Below are 24830 nucleotides of genomic sequence, written 5' to 3'. Positions count from 1 at the left end.
AATGCGGACTACAGACATTGCGGTCGGCGCGGTCGGTTCACCGGAGTTCTTCCTGTTCGGGACGGTTAGCGGCGCCGTATAGCGGGGAGTTGGCGGACGCATAGCGAGCCCCCGCACAGTGAGGACGTCGGCCAGTCGGCGCGGAATCGATGCCGAGTCAGACGACCCCTGCCCGTGGCGGGGGGCGAGCGGCGCGAGCGCGAACACGGGGGGCTGGCCGACCCCATACCGGAGCAGAAGGGATCGACGTGCGCAGACTTGTGCACAGGCTGACCACGTTCGCGTTGGCGGCCTTGCTGGCCGTGCTGGGGGGCGTCGTGACGTCGACGGCACTCGCCGCACCGGCTCACGCCGCCGGGTTGTGCCAGCCCCGCGAACACGAGGACGACATTTCGGAGATCGCCGCGGCGACCGTCCGGGCCGCGTGCGCCGTGGCCGACTCCGACATCTGGTACGTCTGGACCGGCGGGCACGGCGCGAAGCCGGGCATGACCAAGGGAGCGATCGACCGGTCCGATCCCGTCCGCTCCAAGAACGATCCGTTCCGGACCGGATTCGACTGCTCGGGTCTGGTGCGCTGGGCCCTGGCGCAGGCCTACGACTACGACATCGCCGGCTCTCCCGGCTTGACGAACAACCTCTACGGCCTCTACCCGCCGGGCTCGACCCGCTTCGGCGCGGCCGCGGGCACCGCCCCGCTGCTGCCGGGGGACATCCTCTTCTGGGGCAAGCCCGGAGCGATCCACCACGTCGCCATCTACCTCGGAGCGGGACTGATGGTCGAGGCGAAGGAGTCCGACACCAAGGTCATGGTCTCGGAGTTCCGATGGGGCTCCAAGAACGACTACGCGGGCGCCCTGCGGATGCAGTCCAAGGCTCCCGATCCCGGCGGCGGGGGCGGGGACACCGGCCAGATCCAGCACGCCACCTGGGGCGACACGCTGAACGTCCGGGCCCAGCCGAACACCGGCGCGGCCGTGGTGACCACCATCGCGGGCGGCACCAGCGTCTTCATCGGCTGCCAGGCGCACGCCCAGTCGATCACGACGGAGGGAGTCACCAACGACGCCTGGTCCTACCTCCCGGCCCTGCACGGGTGGATCACCAACATCTACCTCAGAGGTCCGGCCTGGATGACCGACGTGCCGTCCTGTCGTGACGTACCCGTTCCGGACGCGGGGGGTGGAGGAAGCGGCATCGGGCACGCCACCTGGGGCGATTCGCTCAACGTCCGGGCCCAGCCGAACACCGGCGCGGCCGTGGTGACCACCATCGCGGGCGGCACCAGCGTGGTCATCTCCTGCCAGATGCACGCGCAGTCGCTCACCGCCGAAGGCGTCACCAACGACGCCTGGTCCTACCTCCCCGAACTGGGCGGCTGGATCACCAACATCTACCTCAAGGGGCCGGCCTGGATGACCGGCGTCCCCACCTGCGGGGACTCCGGAGGCTCGACCGGCGGCAGCATCGGACACGCCACCTGGGGCGGCACCCTGAACATCCGGGCCCAGCCGAACACCGGCGCGGCCGTGGTCACCGCGATCACCGGCGGCACCAGCGTGCTGATCTCCTGCCAGATGCACGCGCAGTCGCTCACCGCCGAGGGCGTCACCAACGACGCCTGGTCCTACCTGCCCGACCTGGGCGGCTGGATCACCAACATCTACCTCAAGGGAGACGCCTGGATGGCCGGCGTCCCCACCTGCGCCACCGCCTGAACCCCGATCCGTTCGAGGGAGTCACCATGAAGTTCCGAAGCACCCGCACCGCGGTCGCGCTGGCCGCGGCGGCACTCGCGCTGATGACCACCGGGCTGACCGGGTCGGCCTCCGCCACCGCGACCGGCGACAACTCCAACGCCAGCGTCTGGGGGCCGCAGGAGGGCTGGCTGCCGCTCCAGCCCTCGGACCGCCCCTGTGCCGTGGGCGCGATCTGCCTCTGGCCGTCGTCGGTCGGCGGCGGCTATTTCGAGCTGCCGCACTGCACCACCTACAACATGTACAACTGGAACGGGATCGGCGCGTGGTACAGCCGCCAGACCGGTGACACCTGGGCCCGGTTCACGCGCAGCAACGGCTCGACCATCTACCCGTTGGCCGGGCCCGAGCAGTCCAACTGGAACTACGACTACAACCCCGTCTACCACGTCCGGCCGTGCTGACGCCGGCGGCCGGAGTCTGAGCGCCCGACTGACGGAGAAGGCCCCCCGAGCCTTCTCCGTCAGGCGTCGCCGCCCTTGCGGAGCGGCACCTCGCACCTCAGGAGCAGATCGCCCCGTTGAGGGTGTACCGCGTCGGTACCGCGTTCGTTCCCGAGTACGTCGCCTGGAACCCGAAGCTCGCGCCGGCGCCGGGCGCCAGTGAGCCGTTCCAGCCGGCGTCCCGGGCGGTCACCGCGCTGCCCGCCTGGGTCACCGTGGCGTTCCACGCGTTGCCGATCCGTTGATCGCCCGCGAAGGCGAACCCGAGGGTCCAGCCCGCGATCGTCGACGTCCCGGTGTTCTTCACGGTCACCGTCGCCGTGAACCCGTCGGCCCAGGCGTTGTCGATCCGGTACGTCACCGCACAGGAGGCCGCCGGTGACGTGTCGTCGTCCACCTCCGTGGCCGTGAACGTCGCCGCGCGCACCCCCGCCCCGCCGACCGTGAAGATCGCGCTGCCCGATACCGCGTCGGAATCCTGGGCGGCGGACATCGAAACCTGCTGCGCGGTAGCCCAGTTGGCCGGAGTGAACACCAGGGTCGTCCCCGCCGTCACGGCCAGGTCCGGGTCACCGGAGCTACGGGCGACCGTCACGGTGACGTTCTGCGCCGGCGCGATCGAGAGCCGGACCCCCACCGTGGCCGTGCCGCCCTCCGCGACGGCCAACGCCGCCGGTGCCACCTGCACCACGGGCACCGCCGGGGCGCCGCGCCGCTCCGCGGCGAAGGCGGCCAGCCATGCCAGCGAGGCGTTCCAGTTGATCGCCACCTCGTTGGTGGAGTACGAGCCGATGTCGTCCACGTAGCACGCCGCCGGTGCGCAGCCCGCGAGCTTCTCCTTGGCCACCGGGTCCTCCAGTCCCGCGTTGGGCCCGCCGGCGAAGGAACCGGCCGGCGGGTGCGGCAGCGAGGCGTCGTTCTGGTGCGCCCAGAAGCGGTGGTGCTGGTTCTCGGAGGCACGCTCGCCGTAGCCGGTGATGTAGGAGAGGTCGAGCGCGTTGCGCCCGAGCAGGTAGTCCATCGATTCCAACGCGCCGGCCCGGTAGGCCTGTCGGCCGGTCAGTTCGTACGCGACGGCCAGCACCATCGCCGCGTTGGTGACGGAGCTGTTGGAGCCCCACACGTAGGCGGTGGGGGAAAGCGGCACCGCGTAGCCCTGGCCGGACATGGTGGACAGGTGGGTGTCGGCGGCCGCGGTCAGCAGACCGCGCACCCGGGCCAGGTCGTCCGCGGTCAGGGCCACGCCCGGGACCGTGGCGAGGGTGATCCGGCCGAGCGTCGCGGTGCCTCCCCACCAGAACCCGTCGGCTGGCTTGGCGTGCAGCGGGGAGGAGGTGACGGCGTCGCGGTACTGCGACTCCCCGGTAGTGGCCAGCAGTTCGGCCGCCGCCCAGTAGAACTCGTCGGACACGTCGGCGTCCTCGTACGCCCCGCCGCCGGTGTTGTCGGTCGTCGGGGCGAGCACGTTCGGGTTGGCCTTCGCGGCCGCCCAGGCGCGGCGGGCCGCGTCCAGGCAGCGCGCGGCGAACGCGTTGTCGTACGCTGCGTACACCCGGGCGCACTGCGCGGCCACGGCTGCCAGATTGAGCGTCGCGGCCGTCGACGGCGGATGCAACTCCCGCTGCGCGTCGTCGAGTTCGGGGCGGGTCGGCAGGGCGGTCCACTGGGCGTCGTGCATCTTGTGGAAAGCCATGCCGGCCATCGGTCGTCCCGTCGGGACCTGCATCCGCAGCAGGAAGTCCAGCTCCCAGCGGGCCTCGTCCAGAACGTCCGGCGTCCCGTTCCCGCGCTCCGGTACGCGCAGCGTCGCATCGCCGAGCGCCGCCGCTCCGCCCGAACGGGAAGCCCGCTCGAAGGAGTTGACGACCTCCCAGACGGCTATGCCGCCGTTGACCACGTACTTGCCCTGGTCGCCGGCGTCGTACCAGCCACCGCGCGCGTCCAGCCGGTAGTCGCACACCCCGGCCTGACAGGGGACGCTGGTGTCGCCCTTGTTGGGTGCCACGCCGAGGTGCCCGGCGGGGCGGGCGTAGCCGCTGCCCGCCAGCGCGGGGTCGATCGCGATGCCGCTGCGCTGCTGGTAGAAGAACGACATGCTGTCGGCGCGCAGTCCGTCGTACAGCGACGCCGAGATGTCGAAGGGGTGGCTGGCCCGGCCGTCGACGACCAGGGTGAATCCGGCGCCGGTACCGGTGTACGCGCCGAAGTCCACCAGGTGCGTCGACTCGCCGGACGCCTGGTCGGCGCCGCGCACCGAGGTGCTGCCCGACGCGACCACCGCCCCGGAGGTGTCGCGCAACTGCCAGGTCAGAGGTGCGGTGGCGGAGCTGACCACGGTGGCCCGCTTGGGGCCGTCGGGCAGATAGCCGAGCTGGTTGACCCGGACGGTCGTGGCGGCGGGCGCCACGAGGGCGCGCGCGGCGGGCGTGCCCGCCGCGAGGGCGGACGGCGTCGTGAACGCGGTGGCGGTCAGGGCGCTCGCCGCCAGGGCGAGCCCGGCGAGAGCGGCGGCCGCGCGGCGCGGCACACCGCGAGCGGAGAGGGAAGGAGGCACGGGTGGGAAGCCTTCCTCGTGCGTGGGGGAGGGGGCAGGGGGTGGGGGAGCGGAGATTGGGAGCGCTCCCACTCCTCACATGAAGCCGCCTTGAAGCGGTCACGTCAAGGGGGCGTCGCGATGCCGGTGCCGAAGGTCGCCGACGGCGCGGCGCGGGGGTCCGCAGGCCCTATGCGTCGCCCGGGGCGCGCAGTTCGCCGGTCCGTGCCACGGCCGCGTACCAGTGCGCGCTCGATTTGGGGGTGCGCTCGAGGGTGTCGTAGTCGACGTGGATGGCGCCGAAGCGCTTGGCGTAGCCGTAGGCCCACTCGAAGTTGTCGAGCAGCGACCAGAGGAAGTAACCGCGCACGTCCGCCCCGGCGGAGATCGCGCGGTGCACGGCGTCGAGGTGGGCGTGGACGTAGGCGGCGCGCTCGGGATCGTGGACCGTGCCGTCCGGGCCGATCTCGTCCTCGTACGCCGCTCCGTTCTCGCTGACGACGAGGGGCAGGCCGGGGTAGCGGGCGGCGGTCCGGGTCAGCAGGTCGTAGAGCGCGCTCGGGTCGACCGGCCAACCCATCGCCGTGCGCTCGCCCGGCGCCCGGTGGAAAGCCACCTCGTCCGCACCCGGCCAGGGCGAGTGCTCACTGTTCCCGTGGCCGTCGTCCTGCGGTTTGCGGTGGCCCGGCGCGACGCGCGAGACGACCGTCGGGGTGTAGTAGTTGACGGCGAGGAGGTCCAGGGGCTGGTGGATCGTGGCGGTGTCGCCGTCCTGGACGAAGGCCCAGTCGGTCAGGTGGGCGGTGTCGGCGAGGAGGTCGTCCGGGTACGCGCCCTCCAGCATCGGGCCGAGCCAGATCCGGTTGCCGACGGCGTCGATGCGGCGGGCCGCGTCCCGGTCCTCGGCGGAGGGGGTCAGGGGGCGGATCTCGTGGAGGTTGAGGGAGACCGCGAGCCGCGCGTCCCCGGGGAGCGCGGCCCGCAGGGACCGCGCCGCGAGGCCGTGGCCGAGGTTGAGGTGGTGGGCCGCGCGCAGTGCGTCGACCGGGTCGGTGCGCCCGGGGGCGTGGACGCCGGAGCCGTAGCCGAGGAAGGCGCTGCACCAGGGCTCGTTGAGGGTGATCCAGTGCTTCACCCGGTCGCCGAGGGCGTCCGCGACGTGCCCCGCGTACGCGGCGAACCGTTCGGCGGTCGCGCGCTGCGGCCAGCCGCCGGCGTCCTCCAACTCCTGCGGCAGGTCCCAGTGGTAGAGGGTGAGGGCGGGTGTGATGCCGGCGGCCAGCAGCTCGTCGACGAGCCGGCGGTAGAAGTCGAGGCCCCGCTGGTCGGCGGGGCCCCGGCCGGTCGGTTGGACCCGGGACCAGGAGACGGAGAACCGGTAGGCGCCCAGGCCGAGTTCGGACATCATCCGGACGTCGTCGCGGAAGCGGTGGTAGTGGTCGACGGCCACGTCGCCGGTGTGGCCCTCGAAGACCCTGCCCGGGGTGTGGGAGAAGGTGTCCCAGATGGACGGGGTACGGCCGTCCTCGCGGGCGGCGCCCTCGATCTGGTAGGCCGCGGTGGCCGTGCCCCAGAGGAAGCCGGGCGGGAAGGTGCGGGCGGCGGTCAGTGGCCGGGTTTCGGACGCGGTCATAGGAGGGCGCTCCCAACGCGAGGGCGGGTGAGGGTGTGGTGGGGGCAGGTCAGTTCTTCACGGCGCCGGCCGTGATGCCGCCCACGATGTGTTTGCCGAGCAGGGCGAAGACCAGCAGCAGCGGCACGGTGGATATGAGCGCGCCGGTCAGTACGACGGCCTGGTCGACGGTGTGGTTGCCGGCGCCGAGGCCGGCCAGGGCGACCTGGAGGGTCGGGTTCCCGTCGGGGGTCAGGGCGATGAAGGGCCAGAAGAAGTCGTTCCAGGACTGGACGAAGACGAGCATTCCCAGGACGGCCATCGCGGGCCGGGCCACCGGGAAGACCACGTGCCAGATGATGCGCAGGCTGTGCGCGCCATCCATCCGGGCGGCTTCCACGAGCTCGACGGGCAGGGCCTCGATGAGGTACTGGCGCATGAAGAAGACGCCGAAGGCGGCGACGAGCGAGGGCAGGACGACCGACTGGAGCTGGTCGACCCAGCCGAGGTCGGTGATGATCTGGTAGAGCGGGATCACGCTGAGCTGGGGCGGGATCGTCATGGTCGCCACCACCAGGCTCAGCAGGGCGCTCCTGCCCCGGAAGGGCAGTTTGGCGAAGGCGAAGCCGGCCAGGGTGGAGAACACGACGGTGGACAGGGCCACGAGCCCGGCCACGATCGTGGTGTTGATCAGTGCCCGGCCCATGTCGACCTGGTTCCAGGCGAAGGCGAGGTTGTCGAAGAGCCGGGGGCCCGGCAGGAGCGGGGCCGGGGCCTCGACCACGCGCTCGCCCGAGTGTGAGGCGGCGACCAGGTTCCAGTAGAGCGGGAAGAGCGAGACCAGCGCGGCCAGGCCCAGCAGGACGTACGTCAGCGGTCCCGCGTGGTGCTGACGCCCCGCTCCCCGGCGCGCGCGCCGGGGGCGCGGTGTCGTGGTCGTGGTCGTGGTCGTGGTCGTGGCGATGGTCGGGTCAGCGGCGACGGTCGTGTCAGATGCGTGGGCCATGGGTTCAGCTCCCCGCCTTCCTGCGCTTGTGGTGCGAGCGGGAAACCAGCGCCTGGACGCCACCGATGAGCAGGAGGAGCAGCAGCATGACCCAGGCGATCGCGGATGCCTGGCCCAGTGCGCCGGTGACCCACCCCTTCTCGTACATGAGCAGGCTCAGCGTCTGGAACTGGTTCCCGCTGCCCCCGCTGATGCCGACGCTGCCGCCGAAGAGCATCGGTTCGCCGAAGAGCTGGGTGGCGCCGATGGTGGACACGATCACCGTGAACAGGATCGTCGGCCGGATGGACGGGATGGTGACGCTGACGAACTGACGCCAGCGGGACGCACCGTCCAACGCCGCGGCCTCGTAGAGGTCCTGCGGTACGGCCTGCATCGCCGCCAGGTAGATGAGCGCGTTGTAGCCCGTCCAACGCCACGTCACGATGGCCGAAATGGCGATCTGGGCAGGCCACTTGGAGGACTCCCAGGCGACCGGGTCGAAGCCGACCCAGCCCAGCGCCGTGTTGATCAGGCCGTAGTCGGTGTTGAACAGCTGGGCGAAGACGAGCGTCGCCGCCGCGATCGAGGTGGCGTAGGGGGCGAGGACCGCGACGCGGAAGAAGCCCCGGCCGCGGAGCCGGTAGTTGAGCAGGTGGGCCAGGCCGAGGGCCATGAGGAGTTGCGGGACGGTGGAGATCACGCCGATGGTGAAGGTGTTGGCGAGGGCGTTCCAGAAGAACTCGCTCGTGGCCAGCGCCCGGTAGTTGTCCAGGCCCCTCCACTGGGCGGTGCCGCCGAGCTCGACCCGGTGGAGCGAGAGCCAGCCCGTGTAGATCAGGGGGAAGAGCCCGAAGGCGGCGAAGGCGAGGAAGAAGGGGGCGACGAAGACGTAGGGCACCGCCTTCAGATCGAAGCGGTAGAGCGCGCTGCGCAGTCCGCTCGCCCCGGAGGGCCGCTGCTCGCGGGAACCGGCGCGGGGGCCCGGGGGCTGTGCGGCGGGCGGCGGCGAGCCGCCACTGGTCGCCCGTACGGAGGTGGCCACGGGGGCGTCCTTCCAGGTCGATGAGTGCTGTGGTGCTGTGGTGCCGTGGTGCCGTGGTGCTGTGGTGCCGTGGTGCTGTGCTGTGCTGCGGTTTGCTGTGGCGAGGCGAAGGCGACGGCCCGTGGCCACCCGCGGGGCGGTGGCGGGTGGCCACGGGGTGGCGACGGGCCGTCGAGGGCCCCGCTACTTGTCGATCTTGTCGTCGACCAGCTTCTTGACGTTGTCCCAGGCCTTCGCCGGGTCGGTGCCGCGCTGCTCGATGTCGAGGATGCCGTTGTCGGTGAGGAAGGTCTTCACCTGGCCGTCCCAGCGGCTGATCGGGGCGGGCGTGATGCCGGCCGCGGCCTGCGAGTAGATCTTGCCGACCGGGGTGTCACCGAAGTACGGCAGCTTGGCGTCCTGGACCGTCGGCGAGCTGAGGGTGTCCTTGGAGGAGGGGATGTTGCCGTTCACGCCGAAGACCTTGGCGTGCTGCGCCGGCGCGGTGAGCCAGGCCGCCAACTCGGCCGCCTCCTTGGCGTGCTTGCCGGACTTCGGCACGGCGAGGAAGGAGCCGCCCCAGTTCCCGGCGACGGGCGGTGCGGCGATGTCCCACTTCCCCTGGTTCTCGGGGCCCGCCTGCTCCTTGATGATGCCCGTCATCCAGCTCGGGCAGGCGACGGTGGCGAACTTCGCGTTCTTGAAGGCCGCGTTCCAGGTGCCCTTCTCGTCGAACTGGCGCAACTTCGCCGTCAGACCGCCCTGGGCGGCCGTCACGGCGGTGTCCCACGCCTTCTTCACGCCCGGGCTGTTCGCGTAGTCCAGCTCGCCCTTGGCGTTGGCGTACTGCACCGGTTCGCTGGCGACCACGGCGTTGAACAGGCCGCTCGCGGAGTCGTGGAACGCGGTTCCGGCCGGGGCGTTCTTCTTGTAGGTCTCGCCGGTCTGGAGGAACTTCGCCCAGTCGCCGGCCCAGAGCTTGCCGACCTCGGTGCGCTCGGTCGGCAGCCCGGCCTTGGCGAAGAGGTCCTTGTTGTAGCAGATGGCCATGGGGCCGATGTCGGTGCCGAGCCCGATGACCTTGCCGTCACCCGTCGTGGCCTGCTTGACCTTCCAGTCCAGGAACGCGCCGAGGTCGGCGCCGCCCGTGGTGCGCAGGTCGGTCCACTTGTCGGCCATCGCCGACCCGGTCGCCTCCGCGATGTAGCCGACCTCCAGGGCCTGGATGTCCGCGAGGCCGCTGTTGCGGGAGAGGCGCAGCTTGAGCGTGTCCCAGTACTTCTGGCCGTCCGCGACGTTCGATTCCTCGATCTTGATGTTCGGGTGGGCCTTCTCGTACTCGGCGTAGAGCTTGGCCCCGGTGGTGTTGTCGTAGCCGAAGGAGCCGAAGGTCCCGATCCGCAGCGTGATCTGCTCCTTGCCCGCCTTGTCGCTCTTGCCCTCGTCCTTTCCGGCGCCGTCGTCGCCGCAACCGGTGAGCAGGGCCGCACCGGCCGCGACGGCGACGGCTACGGAGACCGCCTTGATCGTGGCGCGGCGTCCGCGTCTGCTGCTGGAAGTGCGCATTGAACTCTCCTCGTCCCAGGTGGTGCTCGTTGTGCGCCAGGGGGTCCGGCGGGTTGTTCGCGGCTCGGCGAGGAGCCCGCCCGGACCGATGTGAAGGCCGCTGTCGCTCCCCTTGGATGGGAGCGCTCCCACGTCGTGCCGGAAGGTTGCTGCCTAACGGGGGTGGGTGTCAAGAGGTGAACGCGGATTCGCCGCCGCGGGGTTGCGGGCATGTCGTCGGCCCCGATTTCGGGCGTGGGCCGCCGAATTGGGGATGTGGTCGTGGCGCGATGAGGGAATCGAGGTTAGTGTGGGAGCGCTCCCATGCGCTGCGTCGGCGATACGTGGGCCGCGGCGACGGGGGAGTTCGAAGAGCATGAGCGGATGGCGGAACGACAGGCCCACCCTGGAAGAGGTCGCGGCCCTGGCCGGCGTCGGCCGGGGCACGGTCTCCCGGGTCATCAACGGCTCGCCCCGGGTGAGCGAGCAGGCCAGGCGGGCCGTCACCCGCGCCGTGGCCGAGCTGGGGTACGTACCCAACCAGGCGGCCAGGGCGCTGGCCGGCAGCCGGACGGACGCGGTCGCCCTGGTGATTCCGGAGACCGAGGCCAGGCTCTTCGCGGAGCCGTACTTCCTCGACCTGATCCGCGGGGTCAGCGCCGAACTCGCCGAAGCCGACAAGCAACTGCTGCTCACCCTGGTCCGGACCGAGGCCGAACGCCAGCGGTTCGAGCACTACTTGGCCGCCCAGCGCGTCGACGGCGTGCTGCTGGCGTCCGTCCACGGCGACGACCCGCTGCCCGACCGGATCGCGAAGCTCGGCCTGCCGGTGGTCATGAACGGACGGCGCGCCGAGGCCGAACCGGTCGACTACGTGGACTCCGACAACATCGGCGCGGGACGCGCGGCCGTCGCCCACCTCGTCGGCCGGGGTCGCGGCCGGATCGCGACCATCAGCGGCCCCCTCGACATGTACGTGGCCCGGGCGCGCCTCGGTGGCTATCGCGCCGGGCTCGCCGAGGCCGGGATCGCACCCGACGAGTCCCTCGTGGCGGTCGGGGACTTCACCGAGGAGGGCGGCCGGCGGGCGATGCGCGCGCTCCTGGAGCGCGGCCCCGACCTGGACGCGGTCTTCGTCGCCTCCGACGTGATGGCGGCGGGCGCGCGCGGGGTGCTGCGCGAGGCCGGTCGGGAGGTCCCCGAAGACGTTGCCCTGGTCGGCGTGGACGATTCGATGGTGGCCCGGCTGATGGACCCGCCGCTGACGAGCGTGCGCCAGCCGATCGAGGAGATGGGGCGCACGATGACCCGGCGGTTGCTCGACAAGATCGCGGAAGGGTCCCGGGACGGGGACGCCCCGGGGCGGGGGAGGGGCGAGGGGCCGCGCCGGGTGCTCCCCACGGAACTGGTCGTGCGGGCTTCCTCCTGATGGGTCCCATGCGAACTCCCCCGCCCGCGGGCGGTCGTCGGCCGGCGCCGCCCGGGCGCGGCGAAGCCCGGAGCGGTGCGGAAACCGGGTTCCGTACCGCTCCGGGATTCTCACCAGCGGTGGGTCACAGCGCCGGGTAGGCGTTCTTCATGAGCTCCTGGAACTGGGCCGAGAACCACTGGCCCGCGAGCGGCGAGTTCGGGAGGGCGCCCGACATGCTGTTGCCGTTGCGCACGTTGCCCGTGTACGTCGGGTCGCACATCCGGTCGAAGCCCTTGCCCTCGTTGTTCGGGATCTCCTTGCTCGCGCCGTCCGACTCGCCCGGCGGCTTCATCCACACGTACGCGTCGATGCCCGCCGCGGGAGCGGCCTGCGGGCGTTCGCCGAGCCCGGCGCCCGCCTGGTTGCACCAGTTGCCGAGGTGGATGCGCCGGTCGTAGCGGCCCCCGTTGACGTAGGTGTCCACGGTGGTCAGCGGTCCGGCCGCGGTCGGGCGGGCCGCGCCGCCCCATCCGTTGCGGGAGGTGTCGATCAACATGCCGATGTGCGAGTCGAAGCCCAGGGACGCCAGTTTGGTGCGCATGGCCTGGGCGTAGGACAGCTCGTCGGTGTACCGGTTCCAGTCGACCCACTTCGACTGGCGCACGGAGGTGCCGCCCACGGAGTCGTCGATCGAGAAGTGGTCCTCCTTCAGGGCACTGAAGTTGGCCGTGTTCACGATGAAGCCCTGCACGTTGGCGACCGTGGAGCCCTCGGCGGTGGCCGCCTGCTTGAGGATCTCGGCGGAGGCGCCGAAGTTGTCGTCCCAGCCGAGCCAGCCGTGGTGGCCGGCGTCCAGGTAGTTGTAGACGTTGGCGATCGATCCCAGCTTGTTCAGCGCGTAGCCGACGCCCTTGACGTAGTTGCCGTTGGCCTTCATCACGTCGCAGTTGGGCGTGGCCGTCGGACGCCCGGAGACGTTGGTGACCAGGTTCGGCAGGGAGTCGAGCTCGACCGTGTTGACGATCCGCAGCCCCGCGTACTTGGGGTCGGCGAGGATGGCGGCGATGGGGTCGATGTACTGGGTCTTGTACTTGTCGATGTCGGTGGGGCCCAACTCGCCGTTGGAGGCGAGCGCGGAGCAGTCCCGCCCGGGCAGGTTGTAGATCACCAGTTGGACGACGAGCTCGCCGCTGCCCTTCTGCGCGAGCGCCGCGTCGAGGTGCGCGCGCAGACCCATGCCGCCGTTCACACCCGCGATGGCCGCGGTGCGGTCCAGCCAGACGCCGGTGGGCTGGTTCGACACCCTGGTGCCGCCCGGTTCGGCGGCGGCCTTGGCGGACCACTCGGGGTTCACGTACACCTTGGCGCCGGCGTAGGGGTTGTCGGCCTTGCCGCCGGTCGGAGGCGGTGTGGTGGGGGGTGTGGTGGGCGGAGTCGTGGGGGGCGTGGTCGGGTCGGTGGCGCCGTTGCAGGTGACGCCGTTGAGCTTGAAGGTCGCGGGGACGGCGTTCGTGCCGTCGTGCGAACCGTTGAAGCCGAAGGACGTCGAACCGCCCGTGGCCAACGACCCGTTGTAGGAGAGGCTCTTGGCGCTCACGGCGGCCCCGGACTGGGTGATGGCGGCGTTCCAGCCCTGGGTGACCTGCTGCCCGTTCGCGTAGGACCACTCCACGTTCCAGGAGGCGACCGGGTCCCCGGTGTTGGTGACGATCACGTTGGCGCCGAAGCCGTTGTTCCACTGGTTCGTGATCTGGTACTCGACCTTGCAACCGGCGGTGGCGGCGCCGGCGCTGGTGCCGAAGACGGTGGCGGTGGCGCCGGCGGCCGTGACGAGGCTGAGGGCGGCCAGTAAAGCGGTGCGTGGGATCGTGCGGCTCATGTCGTGGGGTGCCTTTCAGTTCTGGGTGCGCGGGCGGTCGCGCGGCCCGGTGCCGAATGCGGGTCGTATACGAGCAGGGCTGCGCTGGAGGGGTGGTGCCGGGTGCTCTCGCCGTACCGTCCCCGCGACCGGGGGCGACCCGGGCCGGGGGGCGGGACGATGAGTGGAGCCCGACAGGCCCGTCTCGATCGAGGGGCGTGTCGCAGGTGTGGGCGGGTCAGGCCGTAGCCGGATGTCCGTCGGTGCGCTGTCGCGCGAGGTCGGCGCGGCTCCGCCGAGCGGTGCCGACAGGTGCGGGGCCGTCGCAGGCGAGGGCCCTTGGAGCAAGGTCGCGCCGTGACGGCGTACCGATCGTGGAAGCGCTCCCACTCGCTGGGCCCAGACCGTAGCGCCAACTGCCGCCATGCAAAAGAGGGGTTGGGTAAATTCCTCGCGGATCCCTTCCAACTCTTCGCGTCCCTTGACGGCGCCGCGTCCCGTCTGCACAGTGGGAGCGCTCCCACTCGTTCGGAGGTTGTGCGCACCCGTTCTTCCCCTTCGTCTCCCCGAGCCGCGAGGAGAACCATCCGCATGTCGGTACACCCCCCTCCCGGACCACGCGTCCGACGCAGAATGCTGACCGCGTCGGCCGCGGCCCTCTCGCTGTCCCTCCCCCTCGGCCTCACCGCCGTCGGCGCCACCACCGCCGCGGCCGCCGGGGTCCAGTGCAGCGTCGACTACAAGACCAACGACTGGGGTTCGGGCTTCACCGCCGAGCTCACCCTCACCAACCGCTCCGCCACCACGCTCGACGGCTGGACCCTCACCTACGACCACTCCGGCAACCAGCAGCTCACCAACGGCTGGAACGGCATCTGGAGCCAGTCCGGCAGAACGGTCCGCGTGGCGGCCCCGGACTGGAGCAGGACGGTCGCCGCGGGCGCGGCCGTCACCGCGGGCGCCCAGTTCACCTACAGCGGGACCAACGCCGCCCCCACCGCGTTCGCGGTCAACGGCACCGCGTGCACCGGCGCCCATCAGCCTCCGGTCGCCGTCCTGACCAGCCCCACCGCCGGCGCCGTCTACACCGCGGGCGACCCCGTACCGCTCGCCGCCACCGCCGCGGCGGCGGACGGAGCCAGTGTCGGCAAGGTCGAGTTCTACAGCGGCACCACGCTCCTGGGCACGGACACCACGGCGCCCTTCACCTTCGCCGCCGCCGGCCTCGCCGCCGGTTCCCACTCCCTCTACGCCAAGGCGTACGACAGCCTCGGCGCCTCCGCCGAGTCGGCCCCCGTCGGCATCACCGTCGCGGCCGGCCCCGCCCTCGTCGCCACCCCCGCGCAGCTCCCCGTGCGCCGGGGGGATTCGGGCACCTTCGATCTGAAGCTCTCCGCCCAGCCGGCCGCCGACGTCAAGGTGGGCGTGGCCCGCACCTCGGGCAACACCGACCTCACGGCGACGCCCGCCCAGCTGACCTTCACCCGGGGGAACTGGAACACCGCCCAGAAGGTGACGGTCACCGCCGGGACCACCGGCAGCGGCTCCGCCGTCTTCACCGCGACCGCCCCCGGCCACGCCAAGGCCGAGGTGACGGCCGTCGAGACGGCCGCCGACTCCACGTACGACGCCCGCTTCCTCGACCTCTACGGGAAGATCACCAACCCGGCCAACGGCTACTTCTCCCCGGAGGGCGTCCCGTACCACTCCGTCGAGACACTGATCGTGGAGGCCCCGGACCACGGGCACGAGACGACCTCGGAGGCGTACAGCTACCTGATCTGGCTCCAGGCGATGTACGGGAAGATCACCGGGGACTGGGCCAAGTTCAACGGCGCGTGGGAGACCATGGAGAAGTTCATGATCCCCACCCACGCCGACCAGCCCACGACCGGTTCCTACAACGCCTCCAAGCCCGCCACCTACGCCCCCGAGCACGACCTTCCCTCGCAGTACCCGGCCAAGCTCGACGGGGGAGTCGCGGCCGGCGCCGACCCGATCGCCGCCGAGCTGAAGGGCGCGTACGGCACGGACGACATCTACGGAATGCACTGGCTCCAGGACGTCGACAACGTCTACGGCTACGGCAACGGGCCCGGAAAGTGCTCCGCGGGACCGACCGCCACCGGACCCTCCTACATCAACACCTTCCAGCGCGGGCCCCAGGAGTCGGTCTGGGAGACCGTGCCGCACCCCACCTGCGACAACTTCGGCTACGGCGGCAAGAACGGCTACCTCGACCTCTTCACCGGGGACTCCTCCTACGCCAAGCAGTGGAAGTTCACGGACGCCCCGGACGCCGACGCGCGCGCGGTGCAGGCCGCCTACTGGGCCGATGTCTGGGCCAAGGAGCAGGGCAAGGGGAGCCAGGTCACCGCGACCGTCTCCAAGGCCGCCAAGATGGGCGACTACCTGCGGTACGCCATGTTCGACAAGTACTTCAAGAAGACCGGGAACTGCGTCGGACCGACGGTCTGCCCGGCCGGTACCGGCAAGGACAGCGCGCACTACCTCATGTCCTGGTACTACGCCTGGGGCGGCGCCACGGACACCTCGGCCGGCTGGTCCTGGCGGATCGGCTCCAGCCACACCCACAGCGGCTACCAGAACCCGCTCACCGCCTACGCGCTCAGCGAGTACGCCCCGCTCAAGCCCAAGTCGGCGACGGGCGCGGCGGACTGGGCGACCAGCCTGGACCGGCAGCTGGAGTTCTACCGCTGGCTCCAGTCGGACGAGGGCGCCATCGCGGGCGGCGCCACCAACAGCTGGCAGGGGCGGTACGCGCAGCCGCCCGCCGGGACCCCCACCTTCCACGGCCTCTTCTACGACGAGCAGCCCGTCTACCACGACCCGGCGTCCAACCAGTGGTTCGGCTTCCAGGCCTGGTCCATGGAGCGGGTCGCCGAGTACTACCGGCAGACGGGCGACGCCGCGGCCAAGACCGTCCTCGACAAGTGGGTCGGCTGGGCGCTGTCGAAGACCACCGTCAACCCCGACGGCACCTACCGGATCCCCTCCACCCTCCAGTGGTCGGGCGCCCCCGACACCTGGAACGCCTCCGCTCCCGGCGCCAACGCGGGCCTGCACGTCACCGTCGCCGACTACACCGACGACGTGGGGGTGGCGGCCGCCTACGCCAAGACCCTCACCTACTACGCGGCGAAGTCCGGGAACACCGAGGCCAAGCGCGTGGCCAAGGCCCTGCTCGACGGCATGTGGGCCCACCACCAGGACGCGCTCGGCGTCGCCGTCCAGGAAACCCGCACCGACTACAAGCGCTTCAACGACCCGGTGTACGTGCCCAGTACGTGGACCGGCGTGATGCCGAACGGCGACAAGGTGAACTCCGCGTCCACCTTCGCCTCCATCCGTTCCTTCTACAAGAACGACCCGGCCTGGCCGAAGATCGAGTCCTACCTGGCGGGCGGCGCCGCACCCGTCTTCACCTACCACCGGTTCTGGGCCCAGGCGGACATCGCCCTGGCCATGGGCTCGTACGCGGACCTGCTCGAATAACAGCCCGCCCCGCCCGGAGGGCTCCGCGTGCGCAGTGGCCGGGCAGACCTGCTCCCCAGGTCTGCCCGGCCTTCGAGGTCCCTGCCCGGCAAGCGTGCGGGCGGTGCCGCAGCGTTGCCCCGCCCGGCGACCGCACCCGACCGTCAGCGTCCAGGACTGGTGGAGGAGAGCGGATCACCGGGCCGGCCTCCCGGGGCGAATCCGCCCCAGACCGCGGCGGAGCCGCCCGAGGTCCGCGCGTCGACGCGGTAGTCGTCGTCCCCGGCATCGCGCACGCCGGCGGCGTGGTTGTACTGGCCGGCGAACATGTGCTCGCCGGTCGGTACGGTACGGCCCGGTTTGAGGACCCAGCGGTAGACCAGCGCTCCACCGGCTTCCTGAACGGTGAAGGTGAATTCGTCGCTCGGGAGGGTGCGCCAGTTGCCGGTGTTGCGCACGTCGCCGGTTTGGGCGATGCGCAGTTCGACGGTGAGCGAGGTGAGCGGCTGCGTGGTCCTCAGCGTGAGGTCGCTCTGGGCCCAGTAGCGGGTGTTGTGCGGACCCAGCGTGCCGTTCGACCACAGGGGGCCGTTCTGGATGCGGCTGTCGGGCGGCGGAGTGGGGCGCGGGGTGGTGTGCGGGGCGGCCGGCGCCTTGGTGGGCGGGGCCTGGCCTGCGGGGGGCGAAGGCGTCGGCGAGGCGGGAAGCGTCGGGGACGGGGACGGGGTCGTGGGCGCGGTGGGGGGTTTCGACGGGGGCGGAGTCTGGACGATGCCCGCGACCGCGAGACCGCCGGTGGCCAGCATGCCGACGATGGCGCAGCCGGCGAGCGCGGCCTTGGGCCAGTTTCGCGCGAGGGAGCGCGTGCGGTGACGGACGGTACGGTCGGCCGTACCGCGTTCCACGCGGGCCAGCATCCTCGCGCGGTCGGGCTGGTGGGCCCCCGCGGCCTCGCGCAGGCGACGGGTGATGTCCTCGTTCACCGGTTCCTCCTCCCTGTCACCAGATCGCCGGCCGCTCGTGCGCCAAGTATGCGTTCCAGCTCTGCCATTCCCTTCGAGGTCTGGCTCTTGACCGTACCGACCGATATGCCCAGCGCCGCCGCCGTGTCCTTCTCCGACAGGTCGAAGGCGTGGCGCAGCACCACGCACGACCGCTTGCGGAAGGGCAGCCGGGCGAGCGCCGTGCGTACGTCCACCACGGCCGCCACGTCGGGCCCCTCCGCCCGCTCCGGAGCGCGGGACCAGAACAGCGCGATCCGGCGCCGCTCGCGCACCGCGCTGCGGATCCGTTCCCGCGCCATGTTGGTGACCACGCCGCGCGCGTAGGCGAGCGGGTGGTCGGCATCACGGAGCCGGTCCCAGCGCTGCCACAGGGCGACCAGGGCATCCGCGGCGAGGTCGTCGGCCGTGTCCGTCTCGCCGGTCAGGAGATGGGCGAGTCGGGCCAGCTCGGCGTAGTGGCGTTCGAAGAAGTCGTGGAACTCCACGGACGCGTCATGAAGGAGCATCTCCCCCGGTCGCCCTCTCCCTACGATGTGTGCGTTAACAACCGGCCGGAGCGTAACAGTGCCCGCCACCGCGGCCGGACGGCGGCCCACCCCGCGGGGGGCGTCGTGACGGCATGTGGACGACACGGTCAATGCCGGGCGAACTGGACGTCGGTCCGTTGTGCGACGTCCGGTGCGAGTGCGATCCCCTCGACGGTCAGTCGTTCTCCGTAGAGGTCGGTGACCCTGATCGCTCCACCACAACCGCCGCCGTCGGTGGAGAGGAAGTAGTTGTATTCGGTGCGGGGCAGCGTCCGCCAGCCGTTGGAGGTGCGGAGTTCGAGCACCGCCACCGGGTTGCGGTGCCCGATCACCTGCACGCCGCACCAGGAGCGGCTGGACCCGGTCTTGTACCGGAGGGAGATCGCGTCGGGCGCGGCGGGGCTCAGCAGCGTCCAGGTGACCGGGATCCGGCCGACCGAGCGCTCGGCGAGCTTGGCGAAGGCCTCCTGGCTGAGGTCGAGCTGCCCGGGCGCGCAGGGCAGGGGGCACTCGTTGACGATCCGCACCGTGATGGAGGCCCCGCCCGCGGCGCGGACCTGGACGTACGCGCCGCAGGCGGCGGACGACTCGTAGTCGGTGTGGTTCATCGCCGCGACCATGAGATCGGCGGACGGCCCGTAGAGGCAGGCGCCGTTGCCGTCGCCCGCCTCGTAGGCGGTCGCCACTCCCCGGTAACTGACCGACGGCTTGATCCGTCCCGCCGAGGCGGCCGCCGACCGCGTGCGGGCCGGGCTGGCGGCCGAGGGCGTCGGGACGCCGGAGGCGGACGGCGGGGGCGGGCTCGTGACCGGCGGCGGCGTCGACGGGGCCGCGGCGCCGGCCGTCGTCGCCGCGGGGCCGGCCGCCGACGATCCGGAACCGGAGGCGGCGTTCGTCGGGGCGGCCGCGACGGACGCGTCCGCGGGACGCCCGGCACCGGTCCCGCTTCCGGGGAGGAGCGTGACGGCCAGGCAGACCAGCACGCTGGTGGCCAGCACCGCCAACGGTATGCCGATGGCCGCCCCCCGGCCGCCCCGTCTGCGCGGAGCGCCGTGTTTCGTCGTCCTCATGCCCGTCCGTTCGGTAGATCGATTCGAGGTTGCCTTCTGGTGTTGCCGCCGAAGGCCAAAAGGTTGCCGGTCAGGTCAGGTCAGATCCGGTTCGGTGCTGGTGTCGTTGTCGCCGGGACCGGGGCGGGCGGCGCGCACGGCCGCCCGCCCGCGGCCCCGGAACGATCAGGACGCGTCGCCGTACACCACGCCGCGGCCGTAGGCGCCCAGGTAGATCCGGCCGTACACGTCCGGGTCGCCGATGACGACGGAGATGACGTTCCCGCCGAACTGGTGCTGGTCGTCGTTGATCCGGACCCAGGTCGAGCCGCCGTCGACGGAGCGGAACAATCCCGCGATGCCCTTCACCGTCCCGCTGAGGTAGAGGGCCTGGTAGCTGGCGCCCGGGGCGGGCTTGCCGAAGCCGACTCCGTGCGCCAGCTGCACGCCGGCGAGCTTGGCGAAGTGCGCCCCGCCATCGGTGGAGTGCAGGAGTCCGTTGCCCGCGCCCGTGATCCACAGGTCACCGGCGACGCCCGGGGTCGCCTTGAGCTGCCCGTCACCCAGGCCGGTGGCCCGGCCGGTGAAGCTCTTGCCGCCATCGGTGCTGGCGTACAGGGTGCCGCCCTTGAGGGCGTAGAAGGTGTTCGCCGCGGAACGGTCGGCCACCACGGCCGCGTCCGTGGGCAGCCCGGAGGCGACCGTCCAGGTCGAACCCCGGTCGGTCGAGCGGAACGGCCGCTGGCCCGCGGGGGTCCAGAGCACCGCGGCGCCGTCCGCCGAGACGGCCACGGCGCCGCCGCCCGCTCCGGCCACGGGTTCCCCCGCGAACGGCGTCCAGCCGGCGCCGCCGTCGGTCGAATAGGCGCCGTGCTGCGCGCCCCCGAGACCGACCCGGACCACGAACCCCGGCTTCGCCTGGGCGAAGTCGATGCCGGTGGTGTTGGTGAACAGCGGTCCGGAGAGCGCCTTGGCGGGCACCTTGGTCAGGTCCTCGTGCCGGAATCCGCTGACATCGCCGAGTGCGCTGATCAGCGGCTGGCCCGGAGGCTTGATCAGCCCGAGGACCGCGGTCTCCTCCAGACCCTTGGCCGGGACCCTCCAGTGCGTGGCGCCTCCCTTGTCCGCCGCCGTCACGTCGTCGCTTCCCCACATCCCCGATCCGGTGCCGTACAGCACGCGTCCGGAGGCGAAGGGGTCGATGGCCAACGCGCCCATCCAGTGGCCGATGCCCGTGCCCACGTACGGCGCGGCGGAGGCGTCGCGCACCGAGGTGGCGCCGAGCGCCTTCCATGAGGCGCCTGCGTCGGTCGACCGGTAGATCTCGTCGGAGGGCCACCAGCGGTCCAGGGTGGTGACCATCACCGTGGAGGGGTGCTGCGGATCGACGGCCAGCCCGGCGAATCCGTAACTGCCGCTGGACGGCGAGACGTTCCGCCAGGCCCCGGTGGACGGCGTGTACTTCCACACCGAACCGGCCGTCACCCCGTTCGGGCCCGGGGCGTTGGTGTAGGTCAGGTACAGCGAGCCGTCGCCGGACAGCACACCGTGCTGCGGCAACTGCCCCGTCGGCTGGCCGCCCACGGCCTGCCAGGTGGTGCCGCCGTCGGTGGAGCGGTACAGCGAGGTGGTCCTGTCGGCCACCCCCACGTAGATCGTCCGACTGCCGGCCGGGCCGAAGGTGACGAAGGACAGGCCGACTCCGCTGCTCGCACCGTCCTTGACCGGGAAGGCGGAGACCTGGCTCCAGGTCACGCCGTAGTCGGTGCTGCGCCAGAGCCCGTTCTTGCGGGTACCCAGGTAGAGCGTGTTGTGGTGATCGGGATCCACCACCAGTCGCTCTCCCATGGACCGGCCGTCCTCGTTGCCGCCGAGTTTGAACGGCAGGTCGGTGCGCTGGAACGTCGCGCCCTGGTCCGTGGAGCGGAGGATCGCGCCGTTGCCCGCCCAGTCGTTGGTGTAGGTGCCGCTGGCGAGGTACAAGCGGTTCGGATCGACCGGGTCGGTCGCCAGGCTCTCGATCCCCAGCAGGTTCCAGTCGGATCCGCCGATCCAGTCGGTCAAGGAGGTCCACCGGGCGGCGGCCGCGTCCCAGCGGTACGCGCCACCGATGTCGGTCCGGGCGTACAGCAGGTCCTTGCGGGAGGGGTTGAAGACCAGCCCGGTGACGAAGCCGCCGCCGACGATCTGCGCGTTGCGCCAGGTGTAACCGCCCGAGCCGGCCACCTTCCCCAGCTTCCACTGCTGGTTGGTGCTCCCCTTGTCGGCGTACTGGATGAGCGGCACACCGTCGCCCATGGAGCCGCCCCACACGTCCAACACCATGCCGTTGCTCCGGGAGACGAACTTGACCGCCCCGTCGCCCACGTCCTGCACCTTCCACTGCTGCGCGGCCACGCCGTGGTCGCTCTGCTGCTCGACGGCCGCGGCCGACGTCGTGGCAGCGCCGCGCACGCCGAGGACCTTGTGGCTGGCGCGGTTCTCCAGCTCGTAGAAACCGTCCCCCGCCGGCCTCAGTCGCCACTGCTGACCCGCGGCGCCGGCCACGCGAGTCGCCTGCCGTATCCAGATGCCGTCCGACGTGTCCGCGCCGGGCACCTCGACGACCTTGTCGCTGCGCACGGACGTCAGCGTGTAGTAGGCGTCGCCGTCCACCGTCGCGGCGTCCGAATCCGCCTGCACGAACAGGAGGTAGGGGCCGAGGACGGCGGGCACGCCCAGCATCAGGCTGATCGTCACCCCGCGCCGGCGGTGGCGCCCCCGGGTACGGGGCTCGTCACCGGCCGTGGTCCGGTGCCGGCCGCGGCCGGCCGCCGTGGGTTCCGACTCGTTCATGGGCGGTTGCTCCTCGCGTGGGCCCCGCGGCGTGCACGCGCTCAGGTCACTCCTGTGCGCCGGCCTGCGGCGGGGGATCGGACGACCCGTGGGTCTGATCGCCTTCTGGTCTGCCCGTCAGTTGCCGCCGCTCCGGAAATGGTTGCCGGACCATCGCAGGTCTCCCCGGCCGATCCCGCTCCTCTTCGGGGCGGCCGTGCATCCATATGTGATCGCGAACAAATACACTCGCGCGAGCGCTCATGAGAGAGTCGGCGTGTCGGCGAAGCCCTGCGACCCCGGCCCCGATCCACCAGACACCGCCCAGAGGTGGCTGTGATCCGCACGGGTACGACCGATGAGGGGGCCTTGAGTGGGAACTGCGAGCACCGAGCCGGAGCCCCGCCAGCCCGTGATGGCGGATGTGGCGCGGGTCGCCGGCGTGTCCCACCAGACCGTGTCCCGGGTGTTGAACGGCGCACCGCACGTCCGGCCCGACACCCGGGACCGGGTCCTCGCCGCCATCCGGGAGCTCGACTACCGCCCCAACTCGGCGGCCCGCGCGCTGGTCACCCGCCGCTCCCAGACCCTCGGTGTGGTGAGTTTCGGCAGCGCGCTCTACGGCCCCGCCTCGATGCTGGACGGGATCGAGCAGGCCGCACGCGGTGCGGGGTACTTCGTCAGCGTCGCGAGCCTGCGTTCGCTGGACGGCCGGTCCGTACAGGAGGCGGTGGACCGGCTCCGCGACCAGGGCGTGGAGGGCATCGTCGTCATCGCGCCGCAGATCTCAGCGGTGAGCGCGGTGGCGAAGCCGTCCAGCGCCGTGCCGGTGGTCGCGGTCGGGTCGGGCAGCCGGTCCACCGTGCCGGTGGTCGCCGTCGACAACGCGGCGGGCGCGCTGGCGGCCACCCGGCACCTGCTCGACCTCGGGCACGCCACGGTCCACCACGTCTCGGGTCCCTCCGGCTGGCTGGAGACCGAGACCCGGCAGGACGGATGGCGCAAGGCCCTCGAGGCCCGCGGCGCCGAAGTGCCGCCGGTGCGGAGCGGCGACTGGAGCGCGAGGTCCGGGTACGAGGCCGGACTGCGGATCGCCGAGGACCCCCTGGTCACCGCGGTCTTCTGCGCCAACGACCACATGGCGCTCGGCCTGCTCCGCGCCTTCCACGAGGCGGGCCGGGCGGTTCCCGGCGACATCAGCGTGGTCGGTTTCGACGACATTCCCGAAGCGGCGTACTTCTCCCCGCCGCTGACCACGGTCCGGCAGGACTTCGGCGAACTGGGACGCAGGGCCCTCGAACTGCTGGTGGAGGAGCTGACCGGCGTCGCCCGTGCCCGCAGCCAGGTGCTGGTCCCCCCGGAGCTGGTGCAGCGCCGCAGCGCGGGCCCGGTGGCCCGGCGCCGGCCGCCCGGGACCACCCCCGAATAGCCCGGCGGGCGACCGCGCCCCTTGAGGCGCCGGTGGGCCTGGTCAAGATTGGGTAACGGGACGTCAGGCCCCTTGTTCGGTCAATTGTTAACGCTAACAATCTCACTCAAGCCAAAGGCGGTGCGGTCCGTCCCGTCCCCACGGGCGACGCGGACCGCACCGCCGCCCGCACCACGCCGTACCAGGCGCACCTCGCCCCTGACGGTGTTCCCACCACTCCCGCGCCGGTCGGTCCGCCCCGTGGATCCGCCCGCGGTCGATCCGTACGTGCGGGGAGATCCGTACGTACGGGGAGTGGTCTCCCCACCCGAGAGGAATTCCAAGATGTCCAAGAGAGCTGCGGCGGCCCTGGTCGCCGGCGCGATGGTCGCCCTTCTGTCCGCCTGCGGTACCGGAGGCGGCGGCTCGGCCGACGGCAAGGGCTCCGGCGGCCACCTCACCGTGGGCTTCTCCCAGGTCGGCGCCGAGAGCGGGTGGCGCACGGCCAACACCAAGTCCGTCCAGGACGCGGCCAAGAAGGCCGGGATCACGCTGAAGTTCTCCGACGCCCAGCAGAAGCAGGAGAACCAGATCAAGGCCATCCGCTCGTTCATCCAGCAGAAGGTGGACGTCATCGCCTTCTCGCCGGTGGTCGAGTCGGGCTGGGACACCGTGCTGAAGGAGGCCAAGGCCGCCCACATCCCGGTCGTCCTGACGGACCGCGCGGTGGACTCCAAGGACGAGTCGCTCCATGCCACCTTCCTCGGTTCGGACTTCGTCGAGGAGGGCAAGAAGGCCGGCGACTGGCTGGTGAAGGAGTACCAGGGCAAGAGCGACGCGGTGAACATCGTGGAGTTGCAGGGCACCACCGGCTCCGCCCCGGCCAACGACCGCAAGGCGGGCTTCGCCGACGTCATCAAGGCGGACCCCAAGTTCAAGATCACGGCCTCGCAGACCGGTGACTTCACGCGCGCCAAGGGCAAGGAGGTCATGCAGGCCTTCCTGAAGTCCCAGCCGAAGATCGACGTGCTCTACGCGCACAACGACGACATGGCCCTCGGCGCCATCCAGGCCATCGAGGAGGCCGGCAAGAAGCCCGGCACCGACATCAAGATCATCTCGGTCGACGGCGTCAAGGACGCCTTCACCGCGATGAGCCAGGGCAAGATCAACGTCGTCGTCGAGTGCAACCCCCTCCTGGGCGACCAGCTGATGGATCTGATCAAGAAGGTCAAGGCCGGCGAGCAGGTGCCGCGCCGGATCAAGACCGAAGAGGGCGTCTTCACCCAGGACCAGGCCGCGGCGGCCCTGCCGACCCGCCAGTACTGACCGGATCGGTGGCCCGGGGGCGCCCGGCCCGAGGCG

16 protein-coding genes are annotated in these 24830 nt (G+C 71.5%); 6 read left to right on the top strand and 10 right to left on the bottom strand.

Annotated elements, in window-relative coordinates; all coding sequences use genetic code 11:
* Nucleotides 1-248: 248 nt before the first annotated feature.
* Nucleotides 249-1718, top strand: coding sequence for an NlpC/P60 family protein (locus tag ACZ4UB_RS05600; protein ID WP_468068449.1), 1470 nt, complete (start codon nucleotides 249-251; stop codon nucleotides 1716-1718).
* Nucleotides 1719-1744: 26 nt separating this feature from the next.
* Nucleotides 1745-2161 carry a hypothetical protein gene (locus tag ACZ4UB_RS05595; RefSeq protein WP_468068448.1) on the top strand — a complete coding sequence of 139 codons (417 nt, stop codon included), beginning with the start codon at nucleotides 1745-1747 and terminating at the stop codon, nucleotides 2159-2161.
* A 97-nt stretch (nucleotides 2162-2258) separates the two neighbouring features.
* Here the strand turns inward: ACZ4UB_RS05595 and ACZ4UB_RS05590 are convergent, their stop codons facing one another.
* From ACZ4UB_RS05590 to ACZ4UB_RS05570, 5 genes are all read right to left on the bottom strand, one after another.
* The gene (locus tag ACZ4UB_RS05590) at nucleotides 2259-4727 is read right to left on the bottom strand and encodes a glycoside hydrolase family 9 protein (RefSeq protein WP_468068447.1); all 2469 of its coding nucleotides are present in this window, start codon (nucleotides 4725-4727) and stop codon (nucleotides 2259-2261) included.
* 196 nt (nucleotides 4728-4923) lie between these two features.
* Nucleotides 4924-6366 carry a GH1 family beta-glucosidase gene (locus tag ACZ4UB_RS05585; protein WP_468068446.1) on the bottom strand — a complete coding sequence of 481 codons (1443 nt, stop codon included), beginning with the start codon at nucleotides 6364-6366 and terminating at the stop codon, nucleotides 4924-4926.
* 49 nt (nucleotides 6367-6415) lie between these two features.
* The gene (locus ACZ4UB_RS05580; protein WP_468068445.1) at nucleotides 6416-7351 is read right to left on the bottom strand and encodes a carbohydrate ABC transporter permease; all 936 of its coding nucleotides are present in this window, start codon (nucleotides 7349-7351) and stop codon (nucleotides 6416-6418) included.
* A 4-nt stretch (nucleotides 7352-7355) separates the two neighbouring features.
* Nucleotides 7356-8375 carry a carbohydrate ABC transporter permease gene (locus ACZ4UB_RS05575; protein WP_354381144.1) on the bottom strand — a complete coding sequence of 340 codons (1020 nt, stop codon included), beginning with the start codon at nucleotides 8373-8375 and terminating at the stop codon, nucleotides 7356-7358.
* A gap of 183 nt (nucleotides 8376-8558) precedes the next feature.
* On the bottom strand, nucleotides 8559-9920 hold the full coding sequence (locus ACZ4UB_RS05570) for an ABC transporter substrate-binding protein (protein WP_468068444.1): 1362 nt from the start codon (nucleotides 9918-9920) through the stop codon (nucleotides 8559-8561).
* A 355-nt stretch (nucleotides 9921-10275) separates the two neighbouring features.
* On the opposite strand from ACZ4UB_RS05570, the gene ACZ4UB_RS05565 reads away from it, so the two are divergent.
* A complete protein-coding gene (locus ACZ4UB_RS05565; RefSeq protein ID WP_468068442.1) occupies nucleotides 10276-11328 on the top strand; it encodes a LacI family DNA-binding transcriptional regulator in 1053 nt (350 codons plus the stop codon).
* Nucleotides 11329-11452: 124 nt separating this feature from the next.
* On the opposite strand, the gene ACZ4UB_RS05560 is transcribed toward ACZ4UB_RS05565, so the two are convergent.
* Nucleotides 11453-13189, bottom strand: a complete 1737-nt coding sequence (locus ACZ4UB_RS05560) for a glycoside hydrolase family 6 protein (RefSeq protein ID WP_468068441.1) — start codon at nucleotides 13187-13189, stop codon at nucleotides 11453-11455.
* A gap of 612 nt (nucleotides 13190-13801) precedes the next feature.
* On the opposite strand from ACZ4UB_RS05560, the gene ACZ4UB_RS05555 reads away from it, so the two are divergent.
* Nucleotides 13802-16684: a glycoside hydrolase family 48 protein gene (locus tag ACZ4UB_RS05555; protein WP_468068440.1), complete on the top strand. Its 2883-nt coding sequence runs from the start codon at nucleotides 13802-13804 to the stop codon at nucleotides 16682-16684.
* Between the two features lie 143 nt (nucleotides 16685-16827).
* On the opposite strand, the gene ACZ4UB_RS05550 is transcribed toward ACZ4UB_RS05555, so the two are convergent.
* The 4 genes from ACZ4UB_RS05550 to ACZ4UB_RS05535 all read right to left on the bottom strand — a co-directional run bounded on the left by ACZ4UB_RS05550 (nucleotide 16828) and on the right by ACZ4UB_RS05535 (nucleotide 22078).
* On the bottom strand, nucleotides 16828-17646 hold the full coding sequence (locus ACZ4UB_RS05550) for a hypothetical protein (RefSeq protein WP_468068439.1): 819 nt from the start codon (nucleotides 17644-17646) through the stop codon (nucleotides 16828-16830).
* Nucleotides 17643-18173: a SigE family RNA polymerase sigma factor gene (locus ACZ4UB_RS05545; protein ID WP_468068438.1), complete on the bottom strand. Its 531-nt coding sequence runs from the start codon at nucleotides 18171-18173 to the stop codon at nucleotides 17643-17645. Before ACZ4UB_RS05545 ends, ACZ4UB_RS05550 begins: the two co-directional genes overlap by 4 nt.
* 128 nt (nucleotides 18174-18301) lie before the next feature.
* Nucleotides 18302-19264, bottom strand: coding sequence for an expansin EXLX1 family cellulose-binding protein (locus tag ACZ4UB_RS05540; protein ID WP_468068436.1), 963 nt, complete (start codon nucleotides 19262-19264; stop codon nucleotides 18302-18304).
* 165 nt (nucleotides 19265-19429) lie between these two features.
* On the bottom strand, nucleotides 19430-22078 hold the full coding sequence (locus ACZ4UB_RS05535; protein ID WP_468068435.1) for an RICIN domain-containing protein: 2649 nt from the start codon (nucleotides 22076-22078) through the stop codon (nucleotides 19430-19432).
* Nucleotides 22079-22472: 394 nt separating this feature from the next.
* Here ACZ4UB_RS05535 and ACZ4UB_RS05530 point away from each other — a divergent pair, with 394 nt between their 5' ends.
* Together ACZ4UB_RS05530 and ACZ4UB_RS05525 are read left to right on the top strand one after the other, a co-directional pair.
* Complete coding sequence (locus ACZ4UB_RS05530; protein ID WP_354381162.1) at nucleotides 22473-23486, top strand: LacI family DNA-binding transcriptional regulator; 1014 nt, start codon at nucleotides 22473-22475, stop codon at nucleotides 23484-23486.
* Between the two features lie 324 nt (nucleotides 23487-23810).
* Nucleotides 23811-24794: an ABC transporter substrate-binding protein gene (locus ACZ4UB_RS05525; protein ID WP_468068434.1), complete on the top strand. Its 984-nt coding sequence runs from the start codon at nucleotides 23811-23813 to the stop codon at nucleotides 24792-24794.
* Nucleotides 24795-24830 lie beyond the last annotated feature (36 nt).

This window comes from Streptomyces sp. NPDC028419, assembly GCF_055565515.1.
The sequence above is the reverse complement of the archived record's forward strand: the minus strand, read 5'-3'. Positions and strand labels throughout refer to the sequence as shown.

Coding starts and splice junctions, on each gene's coding strand:
- ACZ4UB_RS05595 (WP_468068448.1), top strand. CDS start 1,745: ATGAAGTTCCGAAGCACCCGCACCGCGGTCGCGCTGGCCGCGGCGGCA.
- ACZ4UB_RS05585 (WP_468068446.1), bottom strand. CDS start 6,366: ATGACCGCGTCCGAAACCCGGCCACTGACCGCCGCCCGCACCTTCCCG.
- ACZ4UB_RS05580 (WP_468068445.1), bottom strand. CDS start 7,351: ATGGCCCACGCATCTGACACGACCGTCGCCGCTGACCCGACCATCGCC.
- ACZ4UB_RS05570 (WP_468068444.1), bottom strand. CDS start 9,920: ATGCGCACTTCCAGCAGCAGACGCGGACGCCGCGCCACGATCAAGGCG.
- ACZ4UB_RS05565 (WP_468068442.1), top strand. CDS start 10,276: ATGAGCGGATGGCGGAACGACAGGCCCACCCTGGAAGAGGTCGCGGCC.
- ACZ4UB_RS05560 (WP_468068441.1), bottom strand. CDS start 13,189: ATGAGCCGCACGATCCCACGCACCGCTTTACTGGCCGCCCTCAGCCTC.
- ACZ4UB_RS05555 (WP_468068440.1), top strand. CDS start 13,802: ATGCTGACCGCGTCGGCCGCGGCCCTCTCGCTGTCCCTCCCCCTCGGC.
- ACZ4UB_RS05545 (WP_468068438.1), bottom strand. CDS start 18,173: ATGCTCCTTCATGACGCGTCCGTGGAGTTCCACGACTTCTTCGAACGC.
- ACZ4UB_RS05540 (WP_468068436.1), bottom strand. CDS start 19,264: ATGAGGACGACGAAACACGGCGCTCCGCGCAGACGGGGCGGCCGGGGG.
- ACZ4UB_RS05535 (WP_468068435.1), bottom strand. CDS start 22,078: ATGAACGAGTCGGAACCCACGGCGGCCGGCCGCGGCCGGCACCGGACC.
- ACZ4UB_RS05530 (WP_354381162.1), top strand. CDS start 22,473: ATGGCGGATGTGGCGCGGGTCGCCGGCGTGTCCCACCAGACCGTGTCC.
- ACZ4UB_RS05525 (WP_468068434.1), top strand. CDS start 23,811: ATGTCCAAGAGAGCTGCGGCGGCCCTGGTCGCCGGCGCGATGGTCGCC.